The sequence below is a fragment of the Alteromonas sp. I10 genome (assembly GCF_003201515.1).
GTDB classification, from domain to species: domain Bacteria; phylum Pseudomonadota; class Gammaproteobacteria; order Enterobacterales; family Alteromonadaceae; genus Alteromonas; species Alteromonas macleodii.
Map to the genome: position 1 here is coordinate 332,934 of NZ_QJJN01000002.1, position 16,708 is coordinate 349,641.

Annotated in this window: 13 protein-coding genes; 8 read left to right on the forward strand and 5 right to left on the reverse strand. The window is 45.8% G+C overall.

The window, feature by feature from the left end:
- Nucleotides 1-33: 33 nt before the first annotated feature.
- The 4 genes from BZA03_RS05860 to BZA03_RS05875 form a co-directional block, all read right to left on the reverse strand.
- Nucleotides 34-351 carry a hypothetical protein gene (locus BZA03_RS05860; RefSeq protein ID WP_039227925.1) on the reverse strand — a complete coding sequence of 106 codons (318 nt, stop codon included), beginning with the start codon at nucleotides 349-351 and terminating at the stop codon, nucleotides 34-36.
- Between the two features lie 18 nt (nucleotides 352-369).
- Nucleotides 370-2,502 carry a GGDEF domain-containing protein gene (locus BZA03_RS05865; RefSeq protein WP_110288230.1) on the reverse strand — a complete coding sequence of 711 codons (2,133 nt, stop codon included), beginning with the start codon at nucleotides 2,500-2,502 and terminating at the stop codon, nucleotides 370-372.
- Nucleotides 2,503-2,630: 128 nt separating this feature from the next.
- Nucleotides 2,631-2,954 carry a hypothetical protein gene (locus BZA03_RS05870; RefSeq protein WP_014950448.1) on the reverse strand — a complete coding sequence of 108 codons (324 nt, stop codon included), beginning with the start codon at nucleotides 2,952-2,954 and terminating at the stop codon, nucleotides 2,631-2,633.
- On the reverse strand, nucleotides 2,914-3,609 hold the full coding sequence (locus tag BZA03_RS05875; RefSeq protein ID WP_014950447.1) for an AAA family ATPase: 696 nt from the start codon (nucleotides 3,607-3,609) through the stop codon (nucleotides 2,914-2,916). The genes BZA03_RS05870 and BZA03_RS05875 overlap by 41 nt, the downstream gene beginning before the upstream one ends.
- Nucleotides 3,610-3,834: 225 nt before the next feature.
- Here BZA03_RS05875 and BZA03_RS05880 point away from each other — a divergent pair, with 225 nt between their 5' ends.
- The 6 genes from BZA03_RS05880 (at nucleotide 3,835) to BZA03_RS05905 (ending at nucleotide 13,023) form a co-directional block, all read left to right on the forward strand.
- Nucleotides 3,835-4,575, forward strand: coding sequence for a glutathione peroxidase (locus BZA03_RS05880; RefSeq protein ID WP_014950446.1), 741 nt, complete (start codon nucleotides 3,835-3,837; stop codon nucleotides 4,573-4,575).
- Between the two features lie 84 nt (nucleotides 4,576-4,659).
- A complete protein-coding gene (locus BZA03_RS05885; protein WP_181417281.1) occupies nucleotides 4,660-5,748 on the forward strand; it encodes a carboxylesterase in 1,089 nt (362 codons plus the stop codon).
- A gap of 226 nt (nucleotides 5,749-5,974) precedes the next feature.
- Nucleotides 5,975-6,445: a hypothetical protein gene (locus BZA03_RS05890; RefSeq protein ID WP_258364601.1), complete on the forward strand. Its 471-nt coding sequence runs from the start codon at nucleotides 5,975-5,977 to the stop codon at nucleotides 6,443-6,445.
- 188 nt (nucleotides 6,446-6,633) lie between these two features.
- The gene (locus tag BZA03_RS05895; protein WP_110288232.1) at nucleotides 6,634-8,043 is read left to right on the forward strand and encodes a TolC family protein; all 1,410 of its coding nucleotides are present in this window, start codon (nucleotides 6,634-6,636) and stop codon (nucleotides 8,041-8,043) included.
- A gap of 5 nt (nucleotides 8,044-8,048) precedes the next feature.
- Nucleotides 8,049-9,773, forward strand: a complete 1,725-nt coding sequence (locus BZA03_RS05900) for an efflux RND transporter periplasmic adaptor subunit (protein ID WP_110288233.1) — start codon at nucleotides 8,049-8,051, stop codon at nucleotides 9,771-9,773.
- Nucleotides 9,766-13,023 (forward strand): efflux RND transporter permease subunit, encoded by a 3,258-nt coding sequence (locus BZA03_RS05905; protein WP_110288234.1) that lies wholly within the window; start codon nucleotides 9,766-9,768, stop codon nucleotides 13,021-13,023. Before BZA03_RS05900 ends, BZA03_RS05905 begins: the two co-directional genes overlap by 8 nt.
- 85 nt (nucleotides 13,024-13,108) lie before the next feature.
- Here BZA03_RS05905 and BZA03_RS05910 read toward each other — a convergent pair whose 3' ends face one another.
- Nucleotides 13,109-14,359 carry a dipeptidase gene (locus tag BZA03_RS05910; protein WP_181417279.1) on the reverse strand — a complete coding sequence of 417 codons (1,251 nt, stop codon included), beginning with the start codon at nucleotides 14,357-14,359 and terminating at the stop codon, nucleotides 13,109-13,111.
- A gap of 370 nt (nucleotides 14,360-14,729) precedes the next feature.
- Here BZA03_RS05910 and BZA03_RS05915 point away from each other — a divergent pair, with 370 nt between their 5' ends.
- Both BZA03_RS05915 and BZA03_RS05920 read left to right on the forward strand, forming a co-directional pair.
- On the forward strand, nucleotides 14,730-15,491 hold the full coding sequence (locus BZA03_RS05915) for a SapC family protein (RefSeq protein ID WP_075176893.1): 762 nt from the start codon (nucleotides 14,730-14,732) through the stop codon (nucleotides 15,489-15,491).
- 158 nt (nucleotides 15,492-15,649) lie between these two features.
- Nucleotides 15,650-16,474 (forward strand): putative porin, encoded by an 825-nt coding sequence (locus BZA03_RS05920; RefSeq protein ID WP_110288235.1) that lies wholly within the window; start codon nucleotides 15,650-15,652, stop codon nucleotides 16,472-16,474.
- The last annotated feature ends 234 nt before the right edge of the window (nucleotides 16,475-16,708 follow it).

Genomic DNA, 16,708 nt, shown 5'->3' on the forward strand with positions numbered 1-16,708 from the left:
ACTCGCAGTTCGCCTTTATCCTTGTGTACCCACTTAAAATACAAACTGGCAGTGAGACTCTGCTAAGACGTCATGACCGCTGAAGGTCACCTCAACCGACACTTGGTTAGAGCCACGCTCAACAAAGATAACGCTCCCACAAATGTTACACACGTGGTGGGTTTCGTCATTAGCCTCGTGTAGTTCCGCTAGCGCTGACGGTGCACAGTCAATAACCAGCTGCTCTTTTTCAATTGTAACGCGCAGTTCACTGGTATCTGAATGGCTTAGCGTTTCGTCATCGGCGTCAAGCTCTCCGATATGATCAATTTCATATTGAATTGCTTGGCAGCTGCAGCTTCCTCTGTACATATCTCTATTCCTCTACTGCTAATTCTCGAGGGTCTCCGGCCATTTGATACTTGCCACGTTGTTGAACGATGTGGCAATTCTCGAACCAGGAAAATTAAACTTCGTATCTAGTGGAGTGGGGTATTCCCTTGGAGTTTTAAGCGTTTCGATTACGCCAACCCATCCATTTCTCCCTGATAACTTAGTGGCATACAGCGCGTAATCGATAACAGCGAATGTACGTTTCCACGCGGTATCAAAGTCTTCCTCTCTATCTGGAGGAAGCAGCGAAAAGCCAATGCTACTAGTAATATTGATTGGTTTTTCTAAGCCGATATCAAAAGGGGTGCTTGCGACCATTTCTCGGCAGCGCTCGGCAACCTCAGGGAGCTCTTCACGAGTGGATTGGCGACAAACCACAAGAAACTCCTCGCCTCCCCATCGAATAATTAAATCCGTTTGTCTGAACACCTCTTTGAGGACATTGGCAAACGCTGATAGCACTTTATCGCCGGCAATATGCCCATAGTCGTCGTTGATGCGCTTGAAGTGGTCGATATCAATAAGTAAGCAAAGTAAGTCTTGTTTCGTCTTTCCTGTACTGGGGCTTTGTTTTGCCGAGAACTGGCTGCGCCTTATTTCACCGGGAAGCTGCGATTCGAGGTAGTGCCTATTGTACAAACCCGTTAACGGATCGCGCAGGCTTACCTCTTCTAGCGTTTTATAGGCTCTTTCCAGTTCTTGATTTTTTTCTTGAAGATTGAGTGTTTGCTGTCGTACTTCTCGGCGCAAAATAATCGTTTGCTGACGTTGTTTGTAGCGGCTCCACACTAAAAACGTCAAGAGTAACGCTGCTAATGATATGCTCCAAAAAAGAGTCGTCTGCAGGTTTTCTCGCTCAGCTTGCGCTAACGCCAGCTGCTTGGATTCTTCCAGTTTCTCCAACGTCCTAGATTGCCTCACAAGCTCAATCTCAGCCTGCAGGCCTTCAATGGCAGACTTGTTTTCTGAATCAAGTAGTACTTCACGCAGCTGCTGCATAACAGATTGAATATCTAAGGCTTTTTTGAATTCGCCTAGTGATACAAAGGCGCTTAGCTGTAACGAAAGAAAACTAAGCTGTCCTCTAAGGTCTCTATTTTTTCTCGCGTCAATGGTACCCGTGCGGGCCTCTTCCAAGGCTAATTCGAAACTCTGCTCTTTCATATAGGCTTGCGCTAAAGCGAGTCTGCCTTCTTTGACCAGTTTTGCCTGACCCGATGAATCGGCAAATTGCATGGCTTCTTGCAATAACTCTCGCCCTTTAGCCGTATCGCCGTTTTCAACCAATGCTCTTCCCAATAGCATTTTTGCTTCGGCTATGGCCCCTACATCAGAGGTGGATAGCAGGAGTTCAAGACCTTCGTTAATTGCTCTTATCGCTTGGTCTACAGAGCCTGTTTTGAGAGACAGGGCACCAATACGAGTTTTGATTACACCAAGTAATCGGGTCTCCTGTGTTTCCTCGATACTGTCGAAAGCGTCTTGGTAGTAGGTATGAGCCAACGTAGCTTGGTTGAGCAAACTGTATATCTCACCGATGCGCAGCAACGTAACACTCATTTCATTGGCCATGTTTTTTTCACGAAAATAACGTAGCGCTTGCTTTAACGGCTCCAAAGCGGTTTCAATTTCGCCTTGTTCTTGTTGAATTATGCCTAGCTCAAGGTTCAATTTAGCCTTAAGTAATTCATTACGCTCAATTTGAGCAATAGACATAGCGCGACGCACATAAGTCAGTGCAATGGCATAATTTGAGAGGTGTCTTTCTGAGGTGGCTAGTTGTAATAGCGTTGACGCCATTTTGTTTAATTCACCATCTGTGGTGTAGCGCTCTAAGGCGGCATTAAAAATGGCTTTTGACACCTCAAAACGCGATGCGTTTTGAAGTAAGAGTCCGAGAGCAGAAAATGTATCAGCAGACATTTGTTGCTGTTGTAGCGCTTGCTCTAAAAGCAACAGTGCCTTGCTATCGGCGTCAGTATATTGCTTGGCATTTAAAAGGTTCTCGACATCAGCAATCTCGGTATTGAAAAGCTCGAACGCTTCTACCGGTTTAACCTGTGCGCCATGCACAGCAATTAGCAGGGCACACACCAGCACGCGCACTGTGCTAAATCCTTCACGGCCCATTCGATTGTATCTCCTATACGCTGTCAGAACATGCTGTCGGTGAGTATCCCAGTAGGCTAACGCCAAGGCAACATTATTATTGTGAAGGATAAAACGAATGAAATACGTATTTGGATTTATACTTTAGTCTAATTTATGCTGTTATTTTCAATCCACTCTCGAATCAGTGCAGACTTGGCTTTACCTGTCTTTTGGGCAATGTTTGCAAGTTTTTCAATACATTGCGGTGTTAACGTAAAGGTAGCATGTCGCATACCTTCTGATTTTGCAGGCTTTCTTATCGGCACGACGCGGTCTGTACGAACGTCTTTTAAATCGTTTTTTGCCGCCGATGGTTGCTTTTTATCCACTTTACCTTGGGCATAAAGCAGCGCATCGTCGATAAAATCTTCTACAGTTCGTAGATTGGGCTTAGCTAACGGCTTCGACTTTTTGAGGTTGAGTAAACTCATAAGCATCCTCCACTTTGCCAGCTAGTAGCTCTTCAAACAAGGTTCTTATTTCTGTGGCCGCTTTACCTTCTGGTTCACTCTCAATAACTGACTGCCCTGACTCTTCTGAATCGTCATACATGTTTCTACTAAAAGTAACAGAGTTAAGGACGGGAATACCAAATGAGCGACACACTTCTTTTGCCTCTAGAATACGGTTTGCCAGGCTAGGTAGAGAAGGGCACTGTGTGATAACGAACGCGGCGTTCATTTTCGGGTTAACCATTTTACAGGTAGATAAAATATCTTCCATGTGAGGTACCGTTTTGAGATCGCGACGTTTGGGTCTAAGTGGAATCAGTATATGGTCAGCAACCGCCATTGACGAGCGAAGCGCTAGGTTATCTTGTCCACCACAGTCTATTACAACGTAATCGTAATACTGACGCAGGCTAAGTAATTCGTTACGTATTTTACCGTATAACTGAACACAGTTAATTTCAGCGAGACGAGGGTTAGCTTTACGCTCTTGGATCCAGTCTGAGGTCGTTCGCTGCGGGTCACAGTCGACCATTAACACCTTGGCACCTTTTTCAGTGCGAAGATACACTGCAATGTTTTGCGCCAGGCAGCTCTTTCCGCTACCGCCTTTTTCTCCACCAACCAAAATAATCATGGTGATAACCCTCGAATATCGCTTATGTTAAAATACTGAGCGTTACGGTGAGTCGTGAATGGTGTCACGACCGTACCTAACCTCCACTCAAAGCATAGGCAGGCTATCAGCTAGGTTCAGCATCAAAATCGATATTAACGAATGTAAGACAATACCTATTGATTTGTGCAAAAACTCATTCTAGTCTTCTTACTTTATAATTGAGATTACCGATAAGAGGTTGTTATGTCAGAAAGTCGCTTCACTTCCAAAGAAGGCCAAAAAGTACCTAGCGTTTCATTTCCGTGCAGAGAGGGTGAGACGTGGGTAACGAAAACGACAGATGAATTATTTTCTGGCAAAAATGTTGTGGTCTTCTCACTTCCAGGTGCTTTTACACCAACCTGTTCTTCTACCCACTTGCCTCGCTATAACGCTTTAGCGAAAAAGTTTGCGAAACACGGCATTGATGAGATTGTTTGTGTATCGGTAAACGATACTTTCGTTATGAATGCATGGGCCGCAGATCAAGAAGCCGCTAACATAACCGTTATTCCCGACGGTAACGGAGAATTTACCGATGGCATGGGTATGCTAGTCGATAAAGCGGATTTGGGTTTCGGCAAAAGAAGTTGGCGTTACTCGATGCTAGTGAAAGATGGCGTGGTAGACAAAATGTTTATTGAACCTGATGTAGCTGGCGACCCGTTTGAGGTGTCGGATGCAGATACCATGCTGGCTTACATTGCGCCAGAGGAGCAAACTAACGCACCTGTTTCTATTATCACAAAACCGGGTTGTCCTTTCTGTGCTAAAGCGAAAAAACTGCTTGATGAAAAAGGCTACGAGTACGAAGAAATCGTGTTGGGCAAAGATGCATCACTAACCAGCTTAACGGCGATTAGCGGTCGTGAAACTGTGCCGCAGGTCTTTATCGGTGGTAAACATATCGGTGGTTCTGACGATCTAGAGGTTTACTTTAGCTAACGTAATATACGTATTAATCGTCACAAGAAACGGGAGCATGGTAAACTGCTCCCGTTTTTTATTAATTATCCGTAGCGGAGAATAATAGTGTCATCGAAGTTTTTTGTAAAAATGCTCATAGGTATTGTTGCGCTTTTAGGTGTAAATATGGCTATAGCCGCAAATTTATCTATACCCGATACGAGCGAAATGAAAAGCAGAAGTTTTTCAGACCTTCAAAATCAGTTCAAAGCATTTTACGAAAAAGAGTGGGGCCAAACCCAGCCGTGTAGAGAAACGGCACTCAATCGTTTTTCGGTATGCAGCAACGTATTGCGCAATGAAGGCAATTCGCCTTTCATGCTGACCAACAAATCAAGCAGCAAGGTGGCAGTGCTTATCCACGGCTTAAGCGACTCACCTTTCTTCATGCGTGAAATCGCCAACATCTTATTTGAACAGGGTTTTACTGTGGTCGTGCCGCTTTTGCCTGGGCATGGTAAACGAGATGCCGATGATGACATGTCTGACTGGGATTTAGCTGAGCGCTGGCAGGAGCATGTTGATGAAGTCATTAAATTGGCTGATAGCATGGGTGATACTTTGCTTGTAGGTGGCTTCTCTACAGGTGGTGCGCTGGCGGTTGAACATTATCAGGATAGTGCAGGAAACGAAGTAAATAATATTGATGGTCTTATGCTATTTTCTGGCGCGCTGGCGCTGTCTGATAATGCTGAAAGTATGTCTCGAATTTGGGGCATTAAACTTTTAGCCAGAATTATTGATGGAACCTATCAAACTCATGGCCCCAACCCTTATAAGTATCCAAATGTGGCAGGTTTAGCAGGGTTGGAATTGATGGATTTAATAAACATCATTCGGGACAAAGTCGAGGAAGGACAGCAAATTGAAGTGCCGCTATTTGCCGCTCATTCTCAAGCTGATGTAACCACGCCAATTCGCGGCATAGAGCAGTTAATGGACGCAAGTAAAGGTCCGAATACCTTTTTCGTTATCGATGAATCGTACGGGTTGTGCCATGCAGATTTAGTTGTGAATACAAGCTTGCTCAATAAAATGAATTTCAACGCAAGCATGGTTAATCAGCAAGAAGAGTGTGCGGTACCTAAAGCAAACCCGCTATTTTCAACCATGGGCCTTATGTTGCGAGATTACCTGTCTCAGTTTGAATAAGTTACTGGGGCCTGTTGACCTCTGGTGTATAACAAAGGTCAACAGGCCCTAGCTTAGCGACATTAACGGCTAGCTTTACTGCTTGGTTACATCACGCTATTATTTCGTTGCACAATAGACAGCAATATTTTGAGTACAGTATTTGAGAAAGTTTCGGATTGGTTTAACGCGCAAACGGTATAGGTCGGCGAATGCAAGTTCGTTTATCCTTACACTGTTCTTAATGATGGCCCTCGTGTCGTCAGGTAGCGCTGTATCTATCGAACATTCATACGAACATGCCCATTCAATGTCGGTGATGACACCGCAGTCGGATGCTGCTCATGCTAACCATCAGGTTCGAATGCCTGAGTCTGCTAATACACATTGTCAGCACCAGGAATTGTCATCACAACATGCGGATTTAAGTGCTAAAAACAGCAAGAGCAAACCCGCTCGGTTCGACGGCGTCCAAGTTAGCGATGCAGGCGTGAAAAGCGTGAAAGCATCGCAGGTGAGCGACATGCCTTGCTGCAAAGATGAATGTAATTGCCCAGCCGATCACTGTTTTAATCTTAGCGCGAGTGCGCTTATTCAGCCCACCGTTGAAACCGAAATATCGGTAGCCAGAATGGCTGCCACTGCACCTATACTGGGGCAGCGCTCATCTCCTCACTTCGGGCAGTTTCGCCCACCTAAGACACTTTTCACAGCATAGATCTATCTCGCGGATTTATTTCGCAGCAGAGACGTTTTTATGTCACGACGTCGTCTAGTCATTTTGAGATGTCTCTAATCTTTTATCTATGTAACGCGTGGTAAGCCTTTTTGCTAATCCCCTTTGTCGAATTTAGCGAAGAGCAGGGCAACGTCAACACGCCTTACACCTGAAAAGTGATGTTATACATGAGCAACTATTCGGTACCCAAAAAAGTGAACGAAAGCGCTAACAGACCTTGTAAAGTAAGCGCTTTGTTCGCCTTAATTTTTGTGCTTTCTTCTTTTTTGATGGCTAATAAGCCTGTTGTCGCGCAGACCCTAAGCCTGGAACAAGCGCTGCAGTTAGCTATTCAATACGACCCTTTGCTTAAAGGGAATGCGCATCGAAAGGATCGCTTTAATGCAGAAGCTGAAGCGTCATCATATTGGGCAAATCCTCAGGTTTCAGCTTCTGTACAAAACTTGCCTACCGACGGCTTCGCATTTGACCAAGAGCCTATGACGCAATTTAAAGTTGGTTTGAAGCAGCAGTTACCGCGAGGCGATGAAAACCTCTACAGCCAGCAAAAGTATCAGGTTATGGCTGATCAAATGTCGGTAGAGAGCCAAGCGAGAAAGGCGTGGCTTAAACGTGAGGTTACCCTTACCTGGTTAGATTGGGTCTATGCAACACGTCGCATTGGATTATTGGACAAAGAGAAATCATTGCTTACACAGCTACTCGATTTTACTGACTCCAGATACAGCCAAGGCGTTGGTGCAGCGGCGCAACAAGACATACTGCAAGTGCGCTTGGCATTGTTGTCACTAGACGACAAATATGTGCAGGCCTACCAGCAAAAAAATGAAGCGAGATCGGCACTTTCAAAATGGTTTGGTGCGCCGCTAGATGACTCTGTAAGCGCACCGCTGGCTCAATCAACGCCTTCTTATCCAACGCGTATCGAGCTCGATGCTATCTTAAACGACAGCAACCTCAGCCTTTCTTCGTTCTTAACGGTTATTGAGAACAGTGAGCCTTTTTCAATACTACAGCATCATCCTGAGGCTATGCTGCTTCAAATTCAGACCCAGATAGAAGCGCAAAATGTGAACATAGCGCGAGAGCAAACTAAGTCTCAGTGGGCATTTGAAGCAAGTTATGGATACAGACAAGATGCGCAAAATGGCGCAAGCCGAGCTGATTTTGTGTCATTGGGTGTTCAAGTAGACCTTCCGTTTTTCAATAAATCTCGTCAAGACGCTTCAATAGCCGCAGCGGCTTCCAAAATGAGTGCGTCTGAAACGGACTTCCGCTTGAAAGTGAACGAGCTTGCCGCGAATGCAGAGGTGCTTAAATCACGCTTGTCAGCGCTAAGTGAGCGCAAAGCGCTTTATGAAACGGCGTTAATTGGAGAAACACAGCAACTTTCTGAAGCTGAGCTAACAGCTTACACCACAGACACAGGTGATATCGGTGATGTTGTCAATGCCAACCTCAAGCAAGTACAAGTGCAGGATGATTTACTCAAAATCGACATCGAGCGCGCCAGAACACTGGCGTCACTTGCTTACTTGTACCTGCCCACTCACGCCCATTTTTCGAATAAAGAGTAGTTAATATGACATCTTCAACTCACCCTGCGCCAGATACAAAGAGCACGCTAATAAAAGGTTTGCTAGTAGGTCTGCTATTTGGCGGCCTGATAGCGTTCGGCTTGGCCTCACTATTGTTGTCTGATTCATCAAAACACGGAAATAGTGAAAGTGCCCACAGCGGAGTCAGTGCCCACAGCGATAAAAGTGCCCACAGCGACGAAACTGATAATAAAGCCCCTTTATATTGGGTAGCGCCTATGGATGACAGCTATCGCCGTGACAAACCGGGAAAGTCACCGATGGGAATGGACTTGGTGCCGGTATACGCCAATGACGACGTAACATCTGCGAAAAGTAATGAGCGTACGCCTGGTACCGTAATGATTCCGCCAAATGTACAGCACAATATAGGTGTTAAAGTCGCGCCCGTTACCATTGGAGCACTTCAACAGACCGTAACGGCGGTGGGTAACGTTGCCTACGATGAAGATAGTATTGTGCACATCCACCCTAGAGTATCAGGTTGGGTCGACAGGCTTTTCATTAAATCCCAAGGTGAGCAAGTTGAAAAAGAACAGGCACTTTATACCCTATACTCGCCAGAATTAGTTAGCGCACAAGAAGAATACGTTTTAGCCCTTAAGCGAGGAGACGCACGTTTAATTGATGGCGCAGCCGAGCGCCTAAGAACTCTGGGGCTATCAAAGAGCGTTATTGAAGCATTGCAAAAAACTAGACGAGTAACACAAACCGTCACATTTAACGCGCCGCAAAGCGGTGTGGTAGAAGCGCTGAATATCAGGGAAGGATTTTACGTTCAGCCCGGGACAACCTTGATGAGCATCGCACAGCTAGATACGGTGTGGGTGATTGCTGAGGTACCTGAAAAATACGCGCAAATCATAGCGCCTCATAATAGCGCTGTGGTTACCCTCGACGAAATGGACCATGCTAAATGGGAAAGCCACGTAGAGTATATTTATCCGTCTTTGTCAGAAACAACCCGAACCTTGAAAGTGCGCATACCGCTGAACAATAACAACCACATGTTAAAGCCCAATATGTTTACCCACGTTGGAATAAAGCCTACTCAACGCAAGGCGGCATTACTGGTTCCTCGCAGTGCCGTTATTCGCACGGCTGAGGGCGCAAAAGTGGTACTCAGTGATGGCGATGGCAACTTTAAGTCGGTACGCGTAACACTGGGGCAAAGCGATAGTACACATTTTGAAGTCGTTGAAGGCTTGCTGCCAGAGGATGATGTTGTGGTATCAGCACAATTTTTGATTGATTCAGAGTCGTCGAAAAGCAGTGACTTTGAGCGAATGAAAGCGCCCGATCACCAGGCCACGACAACAGGTACTATTGAGGCAATTGAATTGCCAGCTGACACCGAAACGAATGGCGCTGCGAATAACGCAAAGTTAGTAATCGCTCGCGGGCCGATTGAAAAATGGGGGCGGGGACCTGCGACAATGTCATTTGCGGTATCAAAGCATATTGACTTATCTCAGTTTAGTGAAGGTGACAACATCATGTTCACCTTTGTGACTGGCGAAGAATTCACGGTTATTGATATGCGAAAGCGTAGTGAAAATGCGGTGGACAAGGGCATGGTGCATGACTCAGGTCACAGCAATCATAAACATGATGCAGGCAACCTGAAGGGCGATGAAAACCAAAGCGATGCTCACAAGTCGGCAGAACAAAAATCGATAAATCATAAGGAGCATATGCACCATGATTGAATCGGTAATTCGCTGGTCGGTAAACAATAGAATACTGGTATTGCTGAGCGCTATTATGCTCAGTATTGCTGGTGTCTGGGCGGTGAAAAACACCCCCGTCGATGCTATCCCTGATTTATCTGATGTCCAAGTTATAGTGAAAGTAAACTATCCCGGTCAGTCGCCGCAAGTGGTGGAAGATCAGGTGACGTTTCCACTCACCTCTGCGCTAATGTCAGTGCCTGGCGCACAGACGGTGCGAGGGTATTCATTCTTCGGCGATGCCTACGTATATATTATCTTTGATGACGATACAGACATGTACTGGGCTCGAAGCCGCGTTCTGGAATACTTAAGCCAGGCGTCTTCGCAACTTCCAGAAGGCGTGACACCCCAGCTAGGTCCAGATGCGACAGGGGTAGGTTGGGTTTACATTTATGCGTTGGAGAACGATGCTAGTCAGCCAAATGCGCTAGATGCTGGTGAGTTAAGGGCGTTGCAAGACTGGTTCTTGAAGTTTGAGCTTCAGTCAGTTGAAGGCGTATCTGAAGTGGCGTCTGTTGGAGGGATGGTTAAACAATACCAAGTTATTGTCGACCCTGAAAAATTACGTGCCTACAACATTCAGCCATCCATGATAGACATTGCCCTTAAACGGGGTAACCGTGCGTCAGGCGCTTCGGTTATTGAAATGGCCGAGGCAGAGTACATGGTTAGCGCGCAAAGCTACATTCAGGGCATTGAGGACATACTGGCGTTGCCCACAGGTGTTATCAAGGACGGCGTTAGCATAACGATTAACGATGTAGCACAAGTGGTAGAAAGCCCGTTGATGCGCCGCGGTATTGCTGAACTAAACGGGAATGGCGAAACCGTGGGTGGCATTATAGTGATGCGCTATGGCGAAAACGCAAAAGCCACTATCAATGCGGTCAAAGCTAAGCTGGATTCATTAAAAGCGAGCTTGCCGAAAGGTGTGAATATCGTCCCCGTTTACGACCGCTCCACCCTTATTGATAAGTCCGTCGATACCCTCACCGATAAGCTAGTTGAGGAATTGCTGGTTGTTGGTTTGGTATGCGCTATCTTCTTGTTTCACATACGTTCATCTATGGTTGCGCTAATCAGTTTGCCTATTGGTATTCTCGCCGCGTTTATCGTAATGAAGCTGCAGGGACTTAATGCCAACATCATGTCTTTAGGTGGCATTGCTATCGCTATTGGTGCAATGGTGGATGGCGCTATTGTTGTGGTTGAAAATTTACACAAGCACATTCATCAGCATGCTGTTTCATCAAGTCAGGGAGCCTCAGCAAGTCAAAGGGCTTCAGCAAGTCAGGTTGGGTCAGGGAGCGCCCAGTCGCGAACATCTATACCAACCTTTGCGCCAACATCTGCAAAGCTTTCGGCAGCCAAACGTTGGGAACTGGTGATAAAGTCGACCACAGAAGTTGGCCCAGCTTTATTCTTTGCGCTCCTAATTATAACCGTATCCTTTATTCCTGTTTTTGCATTAGAAGCACAAGAAGGGCGTCTTTTTGCGCCTCTTGCCTTTACCAAAACCTATGCTATGGCAGCAGCTGCGGCGCTGGCAATTACTTTAGTTCCTGTGCTGGCGGGTTATTTCGTACGCGGAAAAATACGATCTGAAGCCCAGAACCCGGTAAATCGAGCTTTAGAACGTGTGTATCAGCCATTGCTAACGCGGCTGCTTAACTACCCACTGCTCACCTTGGCGGGGGCATTTTGCTTATTGCTTTCCATGTACTGGCCGTTAAGCCAACTAGGTAGCGAATTTATGCCCGAACTGGACGAAGGCGATTTGATGTATATGCCTACTACCTACCCGGGTATTTCAGTGGGTAAAGCCAGAGAGCTTTTACAGCAGACGGACAAGCTTATTGCAACCTTACCCGAGGTTGAAACGGTATTCGGGAAAATTGGACGCGCAGATACGGCCACAGACCCTGCACCATTGACGATGATTGAAACCTTCATTCAGCTTAAACCGAAAGCCCAGTGGAGGGCGGGCATGACCACTGAAAAGCTCAAAGAAGAGCTTAACGCTCTGGTGCAATTTCCTGGGCTGACCAATGCGTGGGTAATGCCAATTAAAACCCGTATCGACATGTTGGCAACCGGGATAAAAACCCCTGTTGGGATCAAGATTGCGGGGCCTGACCTTGCGGGCATTGAAGCCATCGGAAAGGATATAGAGACACTGCTTAAAGACCTGCCCAACACAGCATCAGTTTACGCTGAGCGGGTGGTAGGTGGCCGTTATGTTTATATCGATATCGACAGGCACTTGGCGGCGCGTTATGGCATGACCATAGACGATGTTCACAGTATTGTAGGCTCGGCAGTGGGCGGCAAAGTGGTTACGCAGTCAGTGGAAGGGCGTGAGCGTTTTCCTATTGCCATGCGTTTTTTACAGCACTACCGCGATACGCCTGAATCTTTAGCATCCATGCCTTTCGTCACGCCAAGCGATGTTCACATTACCCTTGGCGATGTGGCGACCGTGCGTATTGACGACGGGCCGGCGGGGATTAAAAGCGAAAATGCCCGATTAAATGGATGGGTATACATTGATATCTCGTCAGACTCGGCCACAGGTATTGACTTAGGGGGCTATGTAGATAGCGCGAAACGCCATTTGTCAGAGCACCTTGATTTACCCACTGGATACTCCATCACGTGGGCGGGGCAGTTTGCTTATCTTGAGCGCGCGAAAGCAAAACTGTCGCTGGTTATACCGCTAACGATAGCCATTATCTGCCTTTTGCTTTATCTGGCATTTAAACGCCTTCGCGATGTGGCACTCATACTTGCTACCTTACCGTTGGCGCTGGTGGGCAGTGTATGGTTGCTTTACCTTCTTAACTTCAATCTGTCGGTGGCGGTAGGTGTTGGGTTTATTGCCTTAGCAGGTGTAGCGGTAGAGATAGGCGTTATCATGCTGGTCTATCTAAACCAATATGTATCAGAAGCACTCACTAGCCACGCAACAGAAAATGGCAACAATAAAAAAGATGAGCTTGTGAAAAAGGCTATTGTCCATGCCGCCTCGGCAAGACTTCGCCCAGTTATGATGACATCGCTTTCTATTATTGTTGGCTTGTTGCCTGTGCTTTATGCCACTGGAACTGGTAGTGAGGTGATGCAGCGCATTGCGGCGCCTATGGTAGGTGGTATGGCGAGTGCACTGGTATTAACGCTGTTGGTATTGCCAAGCGCGTTTTACTTAATTGTGTCACGCAAAAAATAATAGAGTTGAAAGTGTAGTAGAGTAGATAAAGCAAGGGGAAGCGATAACACGCTTCCCTACGCTTTATTTTTAAAGCATTGCGCGATTAGTGCGCTGCCGCCTGATCTTTCGCATAACCTTCCGCATGCTCTTTCGCATATTCCTCAACTTGTTGCCATACGTGCAAAAGGTTTCCGCTCAATATCTTTTCAATGTCGCTACGGCTATATCCTCTATCCAACAATCCTTGTACTAGGTTTGGAAAACTCGCCACGTCTTTAAGGCCAATAGGTAATGAGTCACCTACACCGTCATAGTCTGAACCAATGCCTACATGATCAACGCCAATCAGTTTTACCACGTGATCGATATGGTCAAGCACTTCATCAAGGGTTGAATAAGGGTATGGCACTTCTTTGCGATAATCCTCTTCAAAGTTCTCTAGCTTAGGGCTGTCTTCGCCTTCTTTTTCAACCAAGGCTTTGCGCGCTGCAGTAAGGCCACTACGCCACTTGCCAGCTTCTTTAGATACAAAACTAGAACCAAAGTTAATCATAATCACACCGCCATTTTCGCCGAGTTTTTTGATCATCTCGTCGTCCATGTTGCGCTCAAAACCGGGGGTAAAGCGGCGCAGTGAAGAATGTGATGCTATGACCGGCACCTTTGTTAACTCAATAACCTGATAAAAGGCGTCGTCAGACACATGGGAAATATCTAGCATGATGCCAATGTTGTTCATCTCGCCCACTAAAGTTTTGCCAAACGGGCTAAGGCCTTTCCATTTTCTACGCAGGTCATACGAAGAGTCAGAAATGTGGTTGGCTTGACTATGAGCGAGGGTAATGTAGCGAATGCCCCGCTCGTAAAAAGCCGATAGATTCGCCAAATCACCTTGAATAGGAGAACCATTTTCCATGCCCATTGGCAGTGAAATTAACCCTTTTTCAAACTGGGCTTTTACGTCAGAAGGGCTTTTAGCAATGGCAAATTTATCAGGTGCGCGGGCAACAATGGCTTCTACTGAATCGATGAGCTCATGGGCAAGCTGCGTAGATTCTGGAGAGTTGTCTAAACTAGCAGGCACGTAAATACTCATAAAAGGGGCGTTCAAACCACCAGATACTGCACGAGGGTAGTCGAAGTCGCCGTCCTGCGTGGCTTTAGTGACATCAACCCACTTTTCCTTTACGCGATAAGGAACGTCAATGTGACCATCTACTATAATGGTTTCTTTCGCGATGTTGATAGCTTTTTCAGATGCTGAATAAGTAGAAGTCTCAGCAAGTACAGAGTGTGAAGCAAAAAGCGCAGAGATAATTAATGCGCAAGATGAAAGTGGGAAGCGCCCCTTCATAGAAAATCCTTATTTTGTTTATCATCGCTTGGATTAGTAGAGACTAAAGGATAATGCATATCGCGACAATAGGCTTTCATTAGCCGAGCATTTACTACTGATTGTTCTCATTAATCTCTAAATTACCCATAATTGCTCATTTTTAGAGCGCTTGTGCTTGTTTACTTCAAGTTTACATTGCAATAAAAATTTAAAACTTGTTATGGTGAAGACTGCGTGACTTCATTGCGCGAATACGGGATACTCCCAAGCGCTCCGCCAATTATCGATGACTACTATGCATCAGCGCGGCCGACGTAATTTTTTAGTGGCACCCGCTCTTCTCACATAATCAAGCCGGGGCCACAGCTAACAAGTATGAGAAATAAATATGGCTATTAATTTTGTACCGCTAGATAAAGAAAAGCATAAAGACCTAAAGGTTGCGGTAAATACATCTTTCAGCTTTGCGAAAGGTACACACCTTGCAGCAGCATCAATCCGTGAGTTTGCTCAACTAGCAGCCACTATGCCGCTAGTATTTATCGAAGACAATAACACCCAGCGTCACCATGTTGTGACTATGCTTGGTATGGAACAAGGTCAAAACCTTTTCCTAACTGGCGACAGCTGGAAAGGCCCTCACGTGCCAATGAATATTCTTCGCTACCCGTTCGACGTACGTCCAGACGGCGACAAGCTTGGTGTTTTCATTGACGAAAACTCTGATCTTATTTCTGACGAAGGCCAGCCTTTGTTTACTGAAGCCGGTGAAGCCAGTGAATTCCTTGATAGCCGTCAGAAGTTTTTGGCAGACCTTGCGAACAGCGAGATGCTAACTCAGCGTTTTGTTGCTAAAGTTGTGGAATTAGACCTTCTTGACCCAATTCAAATTCGTCTTACTTACCAAGACGGTAAGCAGCGCAACGTTACTGGCATGATGAGCATCAACGAGAAGAAGCTTCTTGAGCTACCTGAAGAGCAGGTGCTTGAACTACATAAGCAAGGCTTCCTAGGCGCTATCTATGCAGTTATGATGTCTGTTGGCCAGCTTAACCGCCTTGTTGAGCTTTCTAATGACACCGCGAACCCAATTCGCAGCATGCAACTTTCAGCAGTAAAAGCTGACGCTGAAGCGGCACCAAACGCTTAATTGCTTCTCAATTCTAAATATTAAAAACCCGCTTAACGGCGGGTTTTTTTGTGTCTTTTGTACTTGTTCAGACTTCGTCATGTTTCGTTCAGAAACCGTTAAGTTTTAATGTCTTATCTTACATCTCGTTCCCAACACATTTTTTAAGGACAAAAGACATGAACACTAACACTAATAAGTTAAAAACTACGCTAACTGTACTATCACTTATCACGGCTTCAGTATTTACAGTCTCAGCAGCCCATGCAGCTACACAAAACGAAGTACAGGTAACTGCTGTCGATTTTGAAGGGTTAGATGACAACCTCTACGGTGCAAGATATGTGCGCTACCTTGAAGAAGTTAGCGGAAACAGCGGCGCTTACCTTATCAACCCTTATCTTCAGCGTGTATCTAGTTTATCTGGTGGTTACGCCAATTTAGATGGTATTGACGTATTTAATTTAGGCAGTACTTTTTACCTAGACGATACGTGGATGCTTGCCATAGAAGGCGCTCACAGTAAATTTGACGACGAATTCGGTGACGAAGATTATACCAATATTGACCTAAAGGTAGGATTTAACTTATCCCGTCAATGGCAAATTGGTGCAGGTGTCATCTATCAGCGTGCCACTTACGACTTTAATAATGGTACGGAAAGTAACAGCGAAAGTGAAAATGAGACTTCACCACTTGTATTTACACGCTATACCACGGTAGGGAATGGGGGAACAGGCTGGGACTTTACCGCTCAGTACGTAGCAGACGATGTTGACGTTTTATCGGGCAGCGCCAGATACTTCTTCACTCCAGGTTTAAGCGTTCAGGGAAGCTATAGCTATACCAATGCACCAGATGGTTTCGATAATGTAAAAACCGCAGGTGTTGCGCTTGATTACTGGGTAAATGAGCAATTTTCAGTGTCAGCTAGCTATGAAACAGATATTGATAGCGATGTAGATAGCGACGTGGCTTCGCTTACCGCATCCTATCGTTTCTAAGTTAGGGCACCTTGATTATCGCTATGCGTTAGCACGCGTTGATGTAAATGCAGTGAGTTAGCACTAGTCGTGTTAACTCACTCGTTTTTTAACGTGCTGATGAGGCGCAGCTGTTTGAATTACGACTCAGCATACGTGCAATACCGCTGAAAACAGCGTTAAACATAATCGTGAGATCTCGCCGCTTATTTACAGTCAAAAACAGCAGTTCATCGATTAATTACACCTTTATTT